General features: G+C 72.9%; 17 protein-coding genes and 1 pseudogene. 14 read left to right on the plus strand and 4 right to left on the minus strand.

Features of this window, described 5'->3' with window-relative positions; translation table 11 throughout:
* Positions 1-135 precede the first annotated feature (135 nt).
* The 3 genes from JOD51_RS01975 (at position 136) to JOD51_RS01985 (ending at position 3,192) form a co-directional block, all read left to right on the plus strand.
* Complete coding sequence (locus tag JOD51_RS01975; protein WP_204606806.1) at positions 136-1,419, plus strand: ice-binding family protein; 1,284 nt, start codon at positions 136-138, stop codon at positions 1,417-1,419.
* Positions 1,420-1,589: 170 nt separating this feature from the next.
* Positions 1,590-2,336 (plus strand): histidine phosphatase family protein, encoded by a 747-nt coding sequence (locus JOD51_RS01980; RefSeq protein WP_204606807.1) that lies wholly within the window; start codon positions 1,590-1,592, stop codon positions 2,334-2,336.
* A complete protein-coding gene (locus JOD51_RS01985; RefSeq protein ID WP_204606808.1) occupies positions 2,329-3,192 on the plus strand; it encodes an NAD(P)H-hydrate dehydratase in 864 nt (287 codons plus the stop codon). The genes JOD51_RS01980 and JOD51_RS01985 overlap by 8 nt, the downstream gene beginning before the upstream one ends.
* A 12-nt stretch (positions 3,193-3,204) precedes the next feature.
* On the opposite strand, the gene JOD51_RS01990 is transcribed toward JOD51_RS01985, so the two are convergent.
* Positions 3,205-3,642 carry a YdeI/OmpD-associated family protein gene (locus JOD51_RS01990; RefSeq protein WP_204606809.1) on the minus strand — a complete coding sequence of 146 codons (438 nt, stop codon included), beginning with the start codon at positions 3,640-3,642 and terminating at the stop codon, positions 3,205-3,207.
* Between the two features lie 207 nt (positions 3,643-3,849).
* Between JOD51_RS01990 and JOD51_RS01995 the strand changes: the two genes are divergently transcribed.
* The 4 genes from JOD51_RS01995 to JOD51_RS02010 are packed head-to-tail and all read left to right on the plus strand — an operon-like array spanning position 3,850 to position 7,953.
* On the plus strand, positions 3,850-4,992 hold the full coding sequence (locus JOD51_RS01995; protein ID WP_204606810.1) for an ABC transporter substrate-binding protein: 1,143 nt from the start codon (positions 3,850-3,852) through the stop codon (positions 4,990-4,992).
* Between the two features lie 5 nt (positions 4,993-4,997).
* Positions 4,998-5,978, plus strand: a complete 981-nt coding sequence (locus JOD51_RS02000) for an ABC transporter permease (RefSeq protein WP_204606811.1) — start codon at positions 4,998-5,000, stop codon at positions 5,976-5,978.
* Positions 5,975-6,886 (plus strand): ABC transporter permease subunit, encoded by a 912-nt coding sequence (locus JOD51_RS02005; RefSeq protein ID WP_204606812.1) that lies wholly within the window; start codon positions 5,975-5,977, stop codon positions 6,884-6,886. Before JOD51_RS02000 ends, JOD51_RS02005 begins: the two co-directional genes overlap by 4 nt.
* Positions 6,883-7,953 carry an ABC transporter ATP-binding protein gene (locus JOD51_RS02010; protein WP_204606813.1) on the plus strand — a complete coding sequence of 357 codons (1,071 nt, stop codon included), beginning with the start codon at positions 6,883-6,885 and terminating at the stop codon, positions 7,951-7,953. The genes JOD51_RS02005 and JOD51_RS02010 overlap by 4 nt, the downstream gene beginning before the upstream one ends.
* 117 nt (positions 7,954-8,070) lie before the next feature.
* Here the strand turns inward: JOD51_RS02010 and JOD51_RS02015 are convergent, their stop codons facing one another.
* Positions 8,071-8,550, minus strand: a complete 480-nt coding sequence (locus JOD51_RS02015) for an NUDIX hydrolase (protein WP_204606814.1) — start codon at positions 8,548-8,550, stop codon at positions 8,071-8,073.
* A 73-nt stretch (positions 8,551-8,623) separates the two neighbouring features.
* Here JOD51_RS02015 and nagB point away from each other — a divergent pair, with 73 nt between their 5' ends.
* Entirely contained in the window at positions 8,624-9,409 is a 786-nt protein-coding gene (gene nagB, locus JOD51_RS02020) for a glucosamine-6-phosphate deaminase (RefSeq protein WP_204606815.1), read from the plus strand.
* Between the two features lie 81 nt (positions 9,410-9,490).
* On the opposite strand, the gene JOD51_RS02025 is transcribed toward nagB, so the two are convergent.
* Entirely contained in the window at positions 9,491-10,660 is a 1,170-nt protein-coding gene (locus JOD51_RS02025) for a MalY/PatB family protein (protein WP_204606816.1), read from the minus strand.
* Positions 10,661-10,819: 159 nt separating this feature from the next.
* On the opposite strand from JOD51_RS02025, the gene JOD51_RS02030 reads away from it, so the two are divergent.
* On the plus strand, positions 10,820-13,300 hold the full coding sequence (locus tag JOD51_RS02030) for a GH92 family glycosyl hydrolase (protein WP_259559383.1): 2,481 nt from the start codon (positions 10,820-10,822) through the stop codon (positions 13,298-13,300).
* 9 nt (positions 13,301-13,309) lie between these two features.
* Here JOD51_RS02030 and JOD51_RS02035 read toward each other — a convergent pair whose 3' ends face one another.
* Positions 13,310-14,278 carry an SDR family NAD(P)-dependent oxidoreductase gene (locus tag JOD51_RS02035; RefSeq protein WP_204606817.1) on the minus strand — a complete coding sequence of 323 codons (969 nt, stop codon included), beginning with the start codon at positions 14,276-14,278 and terminating at the stop codon, positions 13,310-13,312.
* 101 nt (positions 14,279-14,379) lie between these two features.
* On the opposite strand from JOD51_RS02035, the pseudogene JOD51_RS17475 reads away from it, so the two are divergent.
* The 5 genes and pseudogenes from JOD51_RS17475 to JOD51_RS02055 all read left to right on the plus strand — a co-directional run.
* A pseudogene (locus tag JOD51_RS17475) lies at positions 14,380-14,631 on the plus strand (helix-turn-helix domain-containing protein); the annotation flags it as partial.
* Positions 14,632-14,710: 79 nt separating this feature from the next.
* A complete protein-coding gene (locus tag JOD51_RS16835; RefSeq protein ID WP_239539747.1) occupies positions 14,711-15,139 on the plus strand; it encodes an MmyB family transcriptional regulator in 429 nt (142 codons plus the stop codon).
* Between the two features lie 60 nt (positions 15,140-15,199).
* Entirely contained in the window at positions 15,200-15,430 is a 231-nt protein-coding gene (locus tag JOD51_RS02045; protein WP_204606818.1) for a DUF3761 domain-containing protein, read from the plus strand.
* A 223-nt stretch (positions 15,431-15,653) separates the two neighbouring features.
* The gene (locus tag JOD51_RS02050; RefSeq protein ID WP_204606819.1) at positions 15,654-16,055 is read left to right on the plus strand and encodes an SRPBCC family protein; all 402 of its coding nucleotides are present in this window, start codon (positions 15,654-15,656) and stop codon (positions 16,053-16,055) included.
* A gap of 47 nt (positions 16,056-16,102) precedes the next feature.
* Positions 16,103-16,333, plus strand: a complete 231-nt coding sequence (locus JOD51_RS02055; protein ID WP_204606820.1) for a hypothetical protein — start codon at positions 16,103-16,105, stop codon at positions 16,331-16,333.
* Positions 16,334-16,488: the final 155 nt, after the last annotated feature.

Consider the following 16,488-nt stretch of genomic DNA (forward strand, 5'->3'; position numbering starts at 1 on the left):
TGTGTCCGATCAGCACCGCGCTTTCCGGCTTCTTCCCCGATCAGGGACGAGCGGGCGCATACTTCGGAGACGGAGATCATGCGCGCGTCGTCGACGGTCGCACTGTGCTTCTCCCTCAACCAGTCAGGTTCCACCATGGCCACCTCCCCGTTCGTCCGCAGAGTCATGACGGGCGGTGCCGCGCTCGGCCTCGCAGCGTCGCTCGTCCTCATGGCGTCCTCCGGCGCCTCCGCCGCCACCGAGATCGACGGCCCCGTCAAGCTCGGGACCGCGGCGACCTACGGCGTCCTCGGCGGCAGCGCCGTCACCAACACCGGCCCGACCGTCGTCAACGGCGACCTCGGCGTGTACCCGGGAACCTCGATCACTGGGTTCGGAGCGGCACCGAACGGCGTCGTCAACGGCACCACCCGCACCCGGACCGAGGCGGCGCAGGCGCAGCAGGACGCCCTGGTCGCGTACAACACCGCCGCGGCGCTCCAGCCGAACGGCGTCGACGTCACCGACCTCGACAACCGCGCACCGCTCGTGCCGGGTGTCTACTCCGGTGGCGCGCTGAACCTGTCGGACAACAACACCCTCACCCTGAACGGCAACGCGCAGTCGACCTGGGTGTTCCAGGCGGCCTCGTCGCTGACGATCGGGAGCGGCACCCGCATCCTGATCACCGGTGGCGCGAGCTCGTGCAACGTCTTCTGGCAGGTCGGCAGTTCCGCGACCATCCAGACCACGTCGCAGTTCCAGGGCACCGTCCTCGCGAACACCTCCGTGACCGCTGCCACCGGAGCGACCGTCCAGGGCCGCCTGCTCGCGCTGAACGGCGCCGTGACGCTCGACACGAACACGATCACCCCGGCGCAGAGCTGCCCGCCGCCCACCACCCCCACGCCGACCGTCGCGCCGACGATCACCTCCGGCACGCCGACGGCCGCGACCACGGGTCAGCCGTACAGCTACACCGTGACCGCCACCAGCACCCCGACCCCGACCTTCACCGCCACGGGTCTGCCGGCCGGCCTGACGATCAACAGCACCACCGGCGTCATCTCCGGCACCCCGACCGCCCCGGGTTCCTCGACCGTGACGATCACCGCCTCGAACGGCACCGGACCGGCCGACACCCAGGTGGTCACCGTCCGGGTCGTGACCCCCACGCCGACCCCCACCCCGACGCCGACCACTCCGGCACCGTCGCCGACGCCCACCACGCCGACGCCGACCGCCACCACGCCGGCCGGGACGACCCCGACCGGCAGCCCGACCGCCGGCGCGGGTACCGGCAACGGGCGGACCCCGACCGGGACGCTGGCCTTCACCGGCAGTGACCCGACCGTCCCGCTGAGCATCGCCGGCGTGCTGCTGGCCGCGGGTATCGGCCTGACCGTCGTCGCCCGACGTCGTCGCGCAGCCCGGGTCTGACCCCGAGTCGCACCAGTCGCACAGCACACGGCACCGCTCGTCTCCGGACGGGCGGTGCCGTGCTGTGTGCCCTGGGCCTGTGCTGTTGTCTCTGGGCCGTGGTCGCGCGTGGCGGCGGGCCGCCACCCGCCCGTGAACCGGCCCAGCGCCTCCCGGCTAGCGTCGCGGCCATGGCCGTCACCGAGATCTGGCTCGTCCGTCACGGCGAGTCCACCGCGAACGTCGCAGCAGCCCGCGCCCACGCCGCGGGTGCCGACGTGATCGAGGTGGACCACCGGGACGCCGACGTGCCGCTGAGCCCCCTCGGCGAGGAGCAGTCGCGGGCCCTCGGGACCGAACTCGCCGAGCGCGGGATCGACGACGTCCCCGTCGTGCTCTGGGTGTCGCCGTACCGTCGCGCGCAGCAGACGATCGGCATCGCGCTCGAGGCCGGCGGACTCGCCGAGCCCCCACGGCGCGTCGACGAGCGCCTGCGCGACCGCGAACTCGGCGTCCTCGACCGACTCACCCGCACCGGGTCCGCGAACCTGCACCCCGACGAGGAACAGCGTCGGCAGTGGCTCGGCAAGTACTACCACCGACCGGCGGGCGGCGAGTCCTGGGCCGACGTGAAGCTCCGGCTCCGCACCCTGTTCGCCGACGTCGACCGCATCCAGGACGCCGAGCGTCTCGTCATCGCCGCCCACGACGCCGTCGTCATGCTCGCCCTCGCCGTGTGCCTGGACCTCGACGAGCCCGAGCTGATGGCGTTCGCCGAGGACCACACGGTCGCGAACGCCTCACTCACCCGACTCCGCCGCGACACACTCGGCGGCGCCTGGACGCTCGAGGAGTTCTCCGGCACCGGACACCTCGACGCGGACCCCGCCGCCGTCGTCACCGAACACGACGGCCGGAAGGACGACACCCGTGTCTGAGCCGATCCCCGTCACCCCGAACCTGCTCCGCGAGTGGGCGCTGCCCGAGGTCGGCGGCAGCAAGTACGGCCGCGGCCAGGTGCTCGTCGTCGGTGGCGCCGCCAAGACCCCGGGTGCCGCGATGCTCTCGGCGACCGCAGCCCTGCGCGTCGGCGGTGGGCGTCTGACCCTCGCGGTCGCCGAGAGCGTCGCCCCGCACGTCGCGGTCGCCCTGCCCGAGTCCGGCGTGCAGCCGCTCCCCGAGGACGACGGCGGGCACGTCGCCGTCGGCGCGGTCCAGGGGCTGGCGGACGACCTCGGTGCAGCGGACGCGGTGCTCGTCGGACCCGGGCTCGACGAACCCGAGGGCAGCCGCGACCTCGTCGCCGGACTCGCCTCGGCCGTGGGCGACCAGACGGTCGTCGTGCTCGACGCCTTCGCACTCGGCGTCGCCGCCGACCTGGTCGACGAACTCGCCCCGCTGCGCGGCCGACTCGTGATGACCCCGAACTCCGGCGAGGCTGAACGACTGCTCGGCCGGGACTGCTCCGACGACCACACCGACGCGGCGGAGATCGCCGAGCGCTACGGTGCCATCGTGTCCCTCGGCGGAGTCGTCGCCGCCCCGGACGGCCGGTCGTGGGCGAAGGGCACCGGCGCCGGCGGCCTCGGGACCAGCGGCAGCGGGGACGTCCTCTCCGGCGCCATCACCGGGCTGCTCGCCCGCGGGGCCGACGTCGCGCAGGCCACCGTCTGGGCGACCCAGGTGCACGCCGCCGCGGGGGACCGGCTGGCGGTGCAGGTCGGGCCGATGGGGTACCTGGCGAGCGAGCTGCTCGGTGAGATCCCGCGCGTCCTGGTCGAGTTCGGCGCCTGACCCGCGGGACGATCACACGCGGAGCGCCGCCACTGCCTTCTCGACCCGCCGCGCGCGCGTCTCGGGCGCCTTCGCCTGCGCCACCGGGTCGACGACCGCCCGCTGCCGTGACGCCGACAGCGCGTCGAACGCCGCCCGGACCCCGGCGTCGCCGAGCGCCTGCGCCAGGTCCGCCGGCACGTCGACCGTGCGGGGGAGTGCGTCCACCTCGAGCGACACCGTCACGGTCTGCCCCGCGGTGAGCCCCGAGGCGGTCCGGTGCTCGGCGGAGAGCGGGACGAGGGACTGTCCGCCCACCACGCCGACGGTGGACCGGTAGGTGTAGCCGCCGTCGATCGTGACCACGACGGCCGGCCGCTTGCCGGCGCCGAGCGCCTCGATCACCGCGGGCGGGACGGGCAGGCCGGTGGCGGTGACCCGCGCCTGCAGGACGGTCGTCGTGAACTCCATGCGGGCCTCCCGGCTGCTCGACCATGCGACTGGCCCCGATCACCCGGCTGTGCATGACCTGGCGGAACCGTACAGGCGCACGCGCTGTTCCGCCACCGTTCACCGTCCGAGCACGGGCCGGAAACCGGCCGCGTCCACGATCGTCCCGACCGGCGCTCCCAGCCGGACCGGCCCTCGGGTCGGACCCGAACACGGAAGGCACTCCCCGTGCAGTACAAGCGCACCCTCACCGGACTGGCCCTCGCCGCAGCGGCCGTCGTCACCCTCGCCGGCTGCTCGGCCACGAGCTCCGCCTCGACGAGCAGCAGCGACGCGAGCTGGAAGACCGCCACGAGCGCACAGGGCGCCGGCGGCATGGACGCCCTGGTGAAGGCGGCCAAGGCGGAGGGGCAGCTCAACGTCATCGCGCTGCCGCCGACCTGGGCGAACTACGGCAAGATCATCGACGGCTTCACGAAGAAGTACGGCATCAAGATCACCTCTGCGAACCCGAACGGGTCGAGCGCCGACGAGGTCGCCGCCGTGAAGTCGCAGAAGGGCCAGTCGACGGCTCCGGACGTCCTCGACCTCGGCAACGCGGTGCTGCAGCAGAACCTCGGGCTGCTGACGGACTACAAGGTCGCGAACTGGAGCGACATCCCCACGAACCTGAAGGACAAGGACGGCGCCTGGACCCGCGACTACACGGGCCTGATGTCGATCGGCTACGACTCCACCAAGATCAAGGACGCCCCGAAGGACCTGAGCGACCTGCTCGGCTCCGAGTACAAGGGCAAGGTCTCGATCGCCGGTGACCCCACCCAGGCGAACCAGGCCGCCAGCGCGGTCTACCTCGCCGCGCTCGAGAACGGTGGCTCGGCCGACGACATCACCAAGGGTGTCGACTACTTCGGCAAGCTGAAGCAGGCCGGCAACTTCCAGAACGTGCTGCCGTCGCAGGCCACGGTCGCCTCGGGTGAGACCCCCGTGGTCATCCAGTGGTCCTACAACAACCTGGCGTGGGGCCCCGCAGCCGGTGCGTCGGGCAACAAGAACTGGAAGACCGTCGTTCCCCAGGGGCAGGCGCTCGGCTCGTACTACTCGCAGGCGATCAACAAGGACGCCCCGCACCCCGCGGCCGCCCGCCTGTGGCAGGAGTACATCGCCAGCCCGGCGGCGCAGAACCTGTACCTGCAGGCCGGCGCCTTCCCGTCCACCCTCGCCGCGCTCGAGAAGTCGGGCAAGGTCGACGAGGACGCCCTGCAGGCCGCCGGTGGCGCGCCGAAGGACTACCTCGAGCTGACCGACGACCAGGTGACCGCGGCCGCGAAGGTCCTGGCGGCCAAGTGGTCGTCCACGATGGGCTCCTGAGCAGCATGACCACCGCATCGGCTCCCGGCGCCGCCGGGGTCCCGGCCGCCACGCTCGTCACGAGCGAGCAGGCGACCGCGACCCGCACGGGCGCGCCCGCCGATGCCACCGCCCGCCGCGGTGCCGGACCCCGTGTCCGGCGCCGCGGCGGCGTCGCGTGGCTCGGCCTCACCCCGTTCGCGGCGTACGTGCTGCTCTTCCTCGCCGTCCCGGCGGTCATCGCGGTCGGGTCCGGGTTCTTCGACGCGTCGGGCCACCCGACGCTCGCGAACCTCGCCGCGCTGGGCGACCCCAGTGTGCTGCGGGCCTTCGGCGGCTCGTTCGGGCTGTCCGCGGCCTCCGCGGTGATCGGCGCCGTCGTCGGTGCGCTCGTGTGCTGGGCGCTCGCCGCACTCCGGCCGGACGGCATCGTCCGGTCGATGATCGACTCCGCCGCCAGCGTGCTGGCCCAGTTCGGCGGTGTGATGCTCGCGTTCGCGTTCATCGCCACGATCGGCACGCAGGGACTCGTCACGGCGTGGCTCGTGTCCACGTTCCACTGGGACCTCAACGCGGACGGCGCCTTCCTGTACACGGTGCCCGGCCTGGTGATCCCCTACGTCTACTTCCAGGTGCCGCTGATGGTCCTGACGTTCATGCCCGCACTCGAGGGCGTCAAGACCCAGTGGGGCGAGGCCGCCGCCACGCTCGGGGCCTCGCGCCTCACCTACTGGCGTCGCGTGGCCCTGCCGGTGCTCGCGCCGGCGTTCTGGGGATCGCTGCTGCTGCTGTTCGCGAACGGGTTCTCGTCCTTCGCGACCGCCGCTGCGCTCATCTCGCAGGGCGGGATCGTCCCGCTGACGATCCGCGCGCAGCTCACCAGCGAGACGATCATCGGCCTGCAGAACGTCGCGGGCGTCCTGGCGCTCGGCATGGTCGTCGTGATGGCGGTCGTGATGACGGCGTACTCGCTGCTGCAGCGTCGCGCGGCCCGGTGGCAGCGATGAGCGCGGGAGCGCCGGCCCGTCCGGCGGGCCCGGTCCGTCCGGCCCGTCCGGTCCGTTCCGCTCGGACGGGAGGCCCGTCCCGCGTCCCGCAGTTCGGCACGGCCCCGTCACGGGTCACCGCCGCGATCGTCCTGGTCGTCGTCGGACTCCTCTTCGCCGTGCCGCTGATCGCACTGGCGCAGTTCACGTTCCGTCAGGGCACCGACGGCAGCCTGACGACGGCGCACTACACGGCCCTGGCCGACCCGGCGAACGCGAGCACCTACCAGCCGGTGTTCGACGGTCTCGGCGCCTCACTGGTCATCGCGGTCATCGCGGTCGCGATCGTCCTGCTCGTGCTGCTGCCCGCACAGGTCATCACCGCACTGCACCACCCGCGGCTCCGACGCATCCTGGAGTTCGTCTGCCTGGTGCCGATCACGGTGCCGGTCGTCGTGCTCGTCGTCGGGTTCGTGCCCGTCTACCAGGTCGTCGCCCAGGTGTTCGGGTCCGGTGCGTGGACGCTGTCCTTCGCCATCGGCATCATCGCGCTGCCGTTCGCCTTCCGTCCGATCTCCGCCGCGATCACCGCGATGGACCTCGTCACCCTGACCGAGGCCGCCCGCTCCCTCGGCGCCTCGTGGTGGACGGTGACCTGGCGCGTGCTCCTGCCGAACCTGCGCCGGGGGATCCTCGCCGCCTGCTTCCTCACGATCACGGTCGTCCTGGGCGAGTACACCCTGGCGTCGTTCCTCTCCCGCACCACCTTCCAGACCGCGCTGCTGCTCGTGCAGGGCACCGACCCGTACGTCGCAGCGATCTTCTCGCTCGGCGCACTGCTGTTCGGATTCCTCCTGCTCATCGCCATCGGCCGGATCGGGCAGCGCCGCACGCGCGTCCGTCGTCCCCACCCCAAGGACCCCGCATGACCACCACCGCACCCGTCGCCCCCGCGTCCCTGTCCGGCACCGGCGCCGTCGTCGAGCTCGACGCCGTCGAGAAGCGCTACGGCACCCACCGCGCGCTCGCCGGACTCTCCCTGCGCGTCGAGCCGGGCGAGTTCGTGTCGCTCCTCGGCCCCTCCGGCTGCGGCAAGACCACCGCACTCCGGGCGCTCGCCGGGCTCGAGGCGATCGACGCCGGCGCCATCCGCATCGACGGCGAGGACGTGGCGAACACCCCCGCGAACAAGCGCGACATGGGGATGGTCTTCCAGCAGTACTCGCTGTTCCCGCACATGACCGTGCGGCAGAACGTGGCGTTCGGCCTCGAGATGCGCAAGGTGCCGTCGGCCGAGCGGAAGGCCCGGGTCGTCGACGCGCTCGACATGGTGCACCTCGGCGACTTCGCGGACCGGTTCCCGCACCAGCTCTCCGGCGGCCAGCAGCAGCGCGTCGCCCTGGCCCGTGCCCTCGTCACCCGCCCCCGCGTGCTGCTCCTCGACGAGCCGCTCTCCGCCCTCGACGCGAAGGTCCGGGTCTCGCTGCGTGAGGAGATCCGCCGCATCCAGACCGACCTGGGCATCACGACGGTCTTCGTCACGCACGACCAGGAGGAGGCGCTCGCCGTCTCCGACCGGATCGCGGTCATGAACGCGGGCGACATCGAGCAGATCGGCACGCCCGAGGAGCTCTACCGCTCGCCGTCGTCGGCGTTCACGGCGGACTTCGTCGGGCAGTCGAACCGACTCGGCGGCGACCTGCGCGGCGGCGACGTGTTCGTGTACGGGTTCCGGGTGCCCGCTATCGACCCGAGCGTGGCGGACGGCCCCGTGCTCGCCTACGTCCGACCGGAGGACATCGCGTTCGCCCCCGAGGGTGTCACCGGGACCGTCGTCTCCTCGAGCTTCCTCGGGTCGATCCGGCGCACCACCGTCCGGCTCGACGACGACACCATCGTCACGGTCCAGCACGAGGTCGGCGACCGGCGGGCGTCCGGCGACCCCGTGGCGGTCCGGCTGCTCGGCGCCCCGGTGGCCGTCGCGCCCGTCTCCTGACCCGAACCGCGACGTCGCCTGACCGTCCCGTCCCGTCTCCGGACCGTCCCGTCTCCGGACCGTCCCGTCTCCTGGCCGCAGGGGGCGGGGCGGGGGTGTGACGGGCCTCCCGTCCGGTCAGCGCTCGAAGCGCGCCGCGACCTCGCCCGCCAGGGCCGCGTCGACCCGTCGGCGCATGTTCTCCGGCATGTCCGGGAGGCTCGTGACCGGCGCCCAGAACGCCTCGGTGTTCTCGCCGTCGGCCGGGTACGGGTCCCCGGAGACCCAGCGGCAGGCGAAGACGAGGTCCATGTACTGCGCGCGGTCGCCGTTCGGGTAGGTCATCGGTTCGAGCGTCTGCACCCACGCCAGGCGTTCGGCGACGGCGACGACGTCGGCTTCCTCGAGCACCTCGCGCTCGGCGGCGACGGCGGGTTCCTCGCCCGGGTCGACGATGCCGGTGACCGGGGTCAGCGCGCCGTTGTCGGCACGGCGGACCACGAGGAGCTCGCGGTCGTCGCCCTCGCCGCGGGTGACGACCGCGGTGACGCCGGTGAGCCAGAGCAGGTCGTTCCCGACCTTCTCGCGCAGGGACAGGACGAAGTCGGGGGTGGGCATGCCGCCACGCTACCGGGCTCGCCCGGGGGCCGGGGCCCTGTCGTCGACTGGTCATGACCAGTAGGCTGGTGGCGTGGAGATCATCATCCTGCCCACTCCGGCGGAGGTCGGTCGCGTCGCCGCGGCCAAGATCGCGTCGGTCGTCACCACGAAGCCCACCGCGGTCGTCGGACTCGCCACGGGGTCGAGCCCCGAGGGCATCTACGCCGACCTGCGTCGTCGCGTCGAGGCCGGCGAGCTGTCGTTCGCGCAGGCTCGCGGGTTCGCGCTCGACGAGTACGTCGGCATCCCGCTCGAGCACCCGGAGTCGTACGCCAGCGTCATCGCCCGCGACGTCGTCGGGCCGCTCGGCTTCGACCCCAGCCGGGTCCGCGTGCCGGACGGGCGCGCCGGGGACCTGGCGTTCGCCGCGAAGGAGTACGACGCCGCGATCCGCGCTGCCGGCGGGGTCGACGTGCAGATCCTCGGCATCGGGGCGAACGGGCACATCGGGTTCAACGAGCCGACGTCCTCGTTCGCGTCCCGCACCCGCATCAAGACCCTGGCGCCGTCCACGCGAGAGGCCAACGCCCGCTTCTTCGACTCGCCCGACCAGGTGCCGACGCACTGCATGACGCAGGGGCTCGGCACGATCCTCGAGGCCCGCGAGCTCGTCCTCGTCGCCCAGGGCTCGGCGAAGGCGGACGCGGTCGCCGCCGCGGTCGAGGGGCCGCTGTCGTCCTTCGTCCCGGGCTCCGCGCTGCAGCTGCACGAGCACGCCACCGTCGTCATCGACGAGGAGGCTGCTGCGGGCCTCCGTCTCGCCGACTACTACCGCTACACGTACGCGAACAAGCCGACCTGGCAGCGCTTCGAGTAGCCCCTTCGCAAAACGCAACGTCGGCGGTTCCTCGCAGCGGTACTCCGTTGCGTGCAGCCGTCGACGTTGCGTTTCGCGGGGTCAGACGGCGGCGGCCAGACGGGACAAGCCCTCGCGGAGGGTGTCCTCGGAGCAGCCGAAGTTGAGCCGGGCGTGCCCGATGCCCTGCCGCCCGAAGTCCCGCCCGTTCGACAGCGCCACCCTCGCCTCGTCGACCAGCCGGAGCGCCGGGTCGTCACCCCACGGCAGGGCACGGAGGTCGAGCCACGCCAGGTACGACGCCTGCGGCTGCCGGTACCCCGCCCCCGGCAACGCCGCCCCGAGCTCCTCGGCCAGGATCCGCCGGTTCGCCGCGAGTTCCGCGAGCAGCGACGCCAGCCAGGGACCACCCTCGGAGAACGCGGCCACGCTCGCGGTGTACCCGAGGATCCCGGTGCGTTCGACGACCTCGGTCGGCATCCCGTCGAACCACGCCCGAGCCCGGTCCGAGGCACCGACCATCAGGGCGCACTTCGTCCCGGCCGTGTTCCACGCCTTGCTCGCACTCGTCAGGGCGACCCCGAGTGCGGCGGCCTCCGGGCAGCAGTCGAGGAACGGCGTGAAGGTCGCGTCGGCGTGCACGAGCGGCGCGTGGATCTCGTCCGACACCACGACCGCGTCCCACTCCGCTGCGAGCCGGGCGAGTGCCACCAGCGACTCCCGGTCGTGCACCAGGCCGAGGGGGTTGTGCGGGTTGCAGAGCAGCACCGTGCGGGCACCCTCGGCGAAGGCCTGCCGGACGCCGTCCAGGTCCATCCGCCACCCGGCCGTCGTGTCGTACGGGTCGGCGGTGCCCGCGGGGGCCAGGAGCGGCACCTCGGTCACGGACCCGCCCGCCTCGGTCACGTAGTCCCAGAACGGCGCGTACACGGGCGGCATGACGACGACCTGGTCGCCGGGCTCGATCACCCGGCGGAGCGTCTCGACCGCCGCGACCGAGACGTCCGTCGTGGTCCGCACCAGGTCCGGGTCGACCGCCCAGTCCCACCGGTCGGCGGCGAAGTCGGCGAAGGCTTCGGGCAGCGCTCGGCCGTGTCCGACGTAGCCGGTGTCCCCGTCGGTGACCGCGCGGAGCAGGGCGTCCCGCACGGGTTCGGCGAGGGCGCAGTCCATCTCCGCGACGAACATCGGCAGCACGTCCGCGTCGTACACGGTGTACTTCTCGCTCGTGCGGGTCCGGCGGGCATCGAACAGCGAGACCATGACGCTCATGCGGGTCATCCTCGCAGTCCGGACGGCCGCCGACCAGGGGCAGCGGCACACCCGACTCGCCGCGCTGGCCAGGCGTGCGGGCGACCACCACGTGAACACCACCGGACCGCTCCGTGACACCGCGTGCGTCCCCCGTGCGAGGGGGCTACCGTCGCCCTCGTGAACCGCTCCCGCGTGCACCGTCGCCCGCTCCGCTCGTCCGCCTCCCGGCCCGCCCAGTGGCCGGTCCCGCTCGCCGCAGCGGCCACGATCGCCGCGCTGCTCGGCACCGGGCTGGTCGCGGCCCCCGCGTCCGCAGCCCCTGCGACCGAGGCGACCACGGCCTCCCGGCCGGTCGCCGACCCCGCCGCCGCCGTCGACCCGTTCATCGGCACCAGCCACGACGGCAACACCTGGCCCGGCGCGACCGCGCCCTTCGGGATGATGCAGTGGAGCCCGACCGGCACGACGGGCGACCAGACCTCGACCCCGGTCGCCAACGGCTACTCGTACGACGTCGACCGCCTGCGCGGCTTCAGCCTCACCCACCTCAACGGCGCCGGCTGCGCGCCGGGAGCCGCGGGCGACGTCCCGATCATGCCGGTCACCACGGCCGTGACCACCTCGCCGTCCGCCGACACCACCGACGCGGTCTACGCCGCCGGCTACTCGCACGACCAGGAGTCCGCGAGCCCCGGCCGCTACTCCGTCCAGCTCGACAACGGCGTCCGCACCGACCTGGCGGTCACGACCCGCGCCGGCATCGGCGAGTTCGCCTTCCCGGCCGGGCAGGCCGCGAACCTGCTGTTCCGCACCTCGAACTCGATCAACGGCAGCGAGGCCGCCGACACCCGCGTCGACGCCCGCACCCGCACGGTGAGCGGCAGCGTCCTGACCGGCGGCTTCTGCAGCCGCCGCGCGAACGGCGGCGGCGCCACCAACCCCGACCGCCGCAGCTACTACCGCCTGTACTTCACGGCCACCTTCGACCGCGACTTCACGACGACCGGCACGTGGAAGGACGGGACCGTCCAGCCGGGAGGCACGCGCGCCTCCGGTGGGGAGGGGTACCTCACCGGCGCCGACCGTGCCGGACGCGGCTCCGGCGCATGGGTGGGCTTCGACGCGCGTCACGGTGCCACCGTGCACGCCCGGATCGGCATCTCGTACGTCAGCGCAGCGGGCGCGGTCGCGAACCGCGACGCCGAGGTGCGGAAGCACGCGAGCGTCAGCAGCGTGGCGGCGGCGACCCGGGCCTCCTGGAACCGCGAACTGTCGCGCATCCGGGTCGGAGGCGGCACCACGGACCGGACCACGCAGCTCTACACGTCCGTCTACCACGCGCTCATGCAGCCGAACACGCTGAACGACCGCGACGGCCGGTACCTCGGGCCGGACCTGCGGGTGCACCGCATCGACCGCGGCCACCGGGCCGTCTACGGCACCTACTCCGGCTGGGACCAGTACCGGGCCCAGATCCAGCTGCTCGCCCTGCTGCGGCCGGACGTCGCCGGGGACATGGCCCAGTCGATGCTGCGGTCCGCCCAGCAGAACGGCGGCGTCTGGGACCGGTGGCTGCACCTCGGAGCGCCGACCCACGTGATGACCGGTGACCCCTCCGCGGCGACGCTCGCCACCTGGTACGCCATGGGTGTCCGGAACTTCGACGTCCGTGCCGCGTACCAGTCGCTGCGGCACCAGGCGACCGTGCAGAACGCCGACGCCCTCAGCGACATCGGGTGCCCGGGGCAGTGCCTCGCGCAGCGGCCCGGACTCGACCAGTACCTGCAGCGGCAGTACGCGGCGAACGACGACTGCCACTGCTGGGGCGGCGCCGCGGAGACGCTCGAGGACTCGATCTCCGACAGCGCCCTCGGCTCGTGGGCGTCCTCGCTCGGACTGCGGTCCGACGCCCGGATGTTCGCCGCCCGCGGTACCTACTGGAAGAACACCTTCAACCCGGCCGTCGGGTACCAGGCGGCACGGCAGGCCGACGGCACGTGGACGCCCGGGTGGGCGCCGTCCACCGGCGTCGGCTTCGCGCAGGGGACCAGCGCCCAGTACACCTGGCTCGTGCCGCAGGACGTCAGCGGCCTGTCCGCTGCCCTCGGCGGTGACGCGGCTGCGGTGGCACGCCTGGACGCCTTCTTCCACGACGCGTCCGGCGCCTTCGCGGTCACCGGTGGTGACGCCACGAAGTTCGACCCGACGAACGAGCCCGACATCCACACGCCGTGGATGTACAACGCGCTCGGACAGCCGTGGAAGACGCAGGAGACCGTCCGCCGTGTCGTCGACGACGCCTACGGCACCGGGCCGAGCGGACTGCCCGGCAACGACGACCTGGGCACGATGAGCGCCTGGTACGTCTTCGCCTCGATCGGGCTGTACCCGCAGACGCCGGGGCGGGCCGAGATGCTCATCGGGAGCCCGACCTTCAGCACGGTCGACATCCGGCGGGCGACCGGGCAGCGGATCGTCATCCGGTCCTCCGGCACCGACCAGTACGTGCAGGGTGCGCGGCTCGACGGGCGGACGCTGACCAGGTCGTGGGTGCCCGCGTCCTTCGTGAACCGCGGTGGCACGCTGTCGCTCCGGGTCGGGGCGACGCCGGACACCGCGTGGGCGACCGCGCCGCGGGACCGGCCGCAGGACCGGTAGGCGCCGGGTTCAGCGTTGTCCCACCGGACGCACGACGACCTCGTTCACGTCGACGTCGGGTCGCTCGTCCACCGCGTAGGCGACCGCACGGGCGATCGCGTCGGCCGGGACGGAATCGGCCCGGTACGCCACCATCGCGGCAGCGGCCGATGCGTCGGTGATCGTCGATGCGAGCTCCGAGTCCGTCACACCGGGGGAGACGGTGGTCACACGGACAGAGCGGGGGGACTCCTGGCGGAGCCCCTCCGTGATGGCCCGGGCCGCGTACTTCGTGCCGCAGTAGACGGCGGCCGTCGGCGAGACCTCGAACGCGCCGACGGACGCGATGGTGACGACGTGACCGGTGCCCTGGGCGAGCATGGTGGGCAGGGTGGCGGCGATGCTGTGCAGGAGACCGCGCACGTTGACGTCGATCATGCGGTCCCACTCCTCGACCAAGCCCGCTGCCAGCGGGGACAGGGGCATGACGCCGGCGTTGGCGACCAGGACGTCGATCCGTCCGAACCGCGCGAGTGCGGCCTCGGCGAACTGCCGGGCCGAGGCGGCGTCGGTCACGTCGAGAGGGACTGCGAGCGCCTGCCCTCCGGCCACCTCGATCTCGGCCACGAGGGTGTCGAGGCGATCGGTCCGTCGGGCTCCCAACACGACAGGGTGTCCGGCGGCCGCGAGGCGGAGCGCCGTGGCCCGCCCGATCCCACTCGAGGCCCCGGTGACCAGGACGACCTTGCGGCGGTGCAGCACCATGCCGGCGTGGTGCAGGACGTCGTCTCGGAAGCCGCCGTCCGCGGTGAATCCGGTGTCGTCGACGTACTCGACATGGTCCCCGGACACTTCGTAGCGCCCGACGTACGCCGCTTCGCGGTCGCCGCGTGCCTCGACGTAGCGCCCGTCGGCGCGGAGCTCGTGGCGGATCCGTCCGTCCGGTGTGACCCAGAGCCCGACGTACGGATGTGTGGTGGTGGTCGTGTCCTCGTTCATGTCCACCACCCTGGAGCCGGTGCGGACCCGGACCCAGGCCGCATCGTCCCGGGGTGCGCGAGGGCCAGGGAGGCCCCGCGCTCTGCGCCTACCGTGGACGTGTGTCCACGCCCGATCACGACCGCAGCCTCGCCGCCTACCTCCGCGCCGTCCGTGGGCGCCTCTCCCCGGAGGGGCTCGGGTTGCCCGGCGGCGGCGTCCGCCGTGTCGCGGGTCTCCGGCGTGAAGAGGTGGCCGTGCTGGGCGGCCTCAGCGTCGACTACTACACGCGTCTCGAGCAGGGACGCGAGCTGAGCCCGGGTGCGGCGGTGCTCGAGGGCATCGCGACCGGGCTGGAGCTCGAGGGGGACGAGCGTGACCACCTGTTCACCTTGGCCGGACTGACCGCGCCGTCACGGGTGCACGCTGCGGCGACCTCCGTGACACCGGCGCTTGCGCAACTCCTGGACCTTCGGCGAGCTCGACAACCTCGTCCGGATGACCTTCCTCGAGCCGGCGGCCCGGCGCTTCCACGTCGACTGGGCACGCACCGCCGATTCGACCGTTGCGAGCCTCCGGGCTGCGACGACGGGGTTCGAGGCAGACCCCCGGCTGCTGCGTGTGGTGGAGTCGGTGCGCGAGCGGAGTCCGGAGTTCGAGGAGCGGTGGCGGGCGCAGCGTGTCCAGCGCAAGACGGTCACCGTCAAGCAGTTCCTGCACGACGAGGTCGGACGGTTGGAGTTCGATGCGCACTCCTTCGCCGTCCAGGGCGCGCCGGGCCTGCAGCTCGTCGTCTACGGGGTCGAACCGGGGTCGGCAACCGCACGAGCACTTCTGTTGCTCTCCGTCGGCATGACGGCGAGCACCCCGGCGCGGCGGTAGCGTCCCTGTCCCGAGCGCCGCGGCCGGGATGCTGGTGCGTTCCGCCACGGCCTGCGGGAGGTGACGACCGTCGGCACGTACGTCGCGCCTCCTGCCCCGGCGCCGGCTCCCGCCGCGACCTGTACGAACGGGACGTACGTCAACAGCGCCGGCGCCACCGTCTGCCGGCCGGAGGTCTCGTCGAGCGCGCCGAGCGGCGCGACCGCGAAGTGCGGCGACGGCACATACAGCTCCAGTCAGTCGCGCCGGGGCACGTGCTCACGGCACGGCGGTGTCTCTGTGCGGCTCTGATGGATCGGATCGCCGGCACGTGCAGGGTGCGCGGCTCGACGGCCGGACGCTGACGAAGTCGTGGCTTCCGGGCTCGTTCGGCAACCGGGGTGGCACGCTCCGCTCCGGGCCGGGCCGGGCTGGGCCGGGCCGGGGCGACCCCGACACCGAGTGGGCGACCGCGCCGCGGGACCGGCCGCAGGATCCGTAGGGGGCACCCGGTACCGTGTGCGACCATGCCGCCATGAGGAGCCGCCACGTCAGTCACGTCATCCCGGTGACGCCGGAGGTCGTCTACGAGTACGCGTCGAACGTGGACAACCTGCCGGAGTGGGCGGCCGGCCTCGCCCAGAGCGCTGTCGTCCGAGACGGGGACGAGCTCCTGGTCGACTCCCCGATGGGGTGGGTCGCGGTCCGGTTCGTCGAGCGGAACCACTTCGGCGTCCTCGACCACGACGTGACGCTCCCGTCCGGGACCGTGGTGCGGAACGCCGTCCGCGTCATCGGACATCCCGACGGTGCCGAGGTTGTCTTCACCGTCCGGCAGATCGAACTCGACGACGCCGCGTTCGCGCGGGACCTCGAGGCGGTCGCCGCCGACCTCGAGCGACTCGCACAGTGCGTCAGCCGCAAGCCCGGCAGCTGAAGTGCGGTCCGCGCGCTGGTCCTGCGCCGAGCACTAGTGTTCGTGCCATGCAGCGTCGCCGCCCCACCGCCCTGATCGGGATGATCCTCGTCGCGTGCGGGGTCGTGATGGTCGTCGTCGGCGGCGTCAGCAACGCGAACAGCCCCGCGGGGGACGCGAACATCGGTGCCGGCGCGTGGCTCGTCGGCGGGATGGTCGTCGTGTTGGTCGGCCTCGTCGTCTGGGCGATCCAGGGCGTCCTCGCGCAGCGCCGGGCTGCCCGCAACCAGGAGCACTAGCGGTTCGGCGACCGACCGACCGCGCGCCGTCGCCGACCGCCGGGTCCGAGGCTCCGGAGACTTCCCACAGGAGTGCTCCGCCGGGTCCGAACGCTCCCTAGGCTCCCGCTGTCAGACGACCGTCTGACGAAGGACGACGAGCCGACGAGGACCCG

It is taken from the genome of Curtobacterium herbarum, from assembly GCF_016907335.1.
Classification (GTDB): Bacteria; Actinomycetota; Actinomycetes; order Actinomycetales; family Microbacteriaceae; genus Curtobacterium; species Curtobacterium herbarum.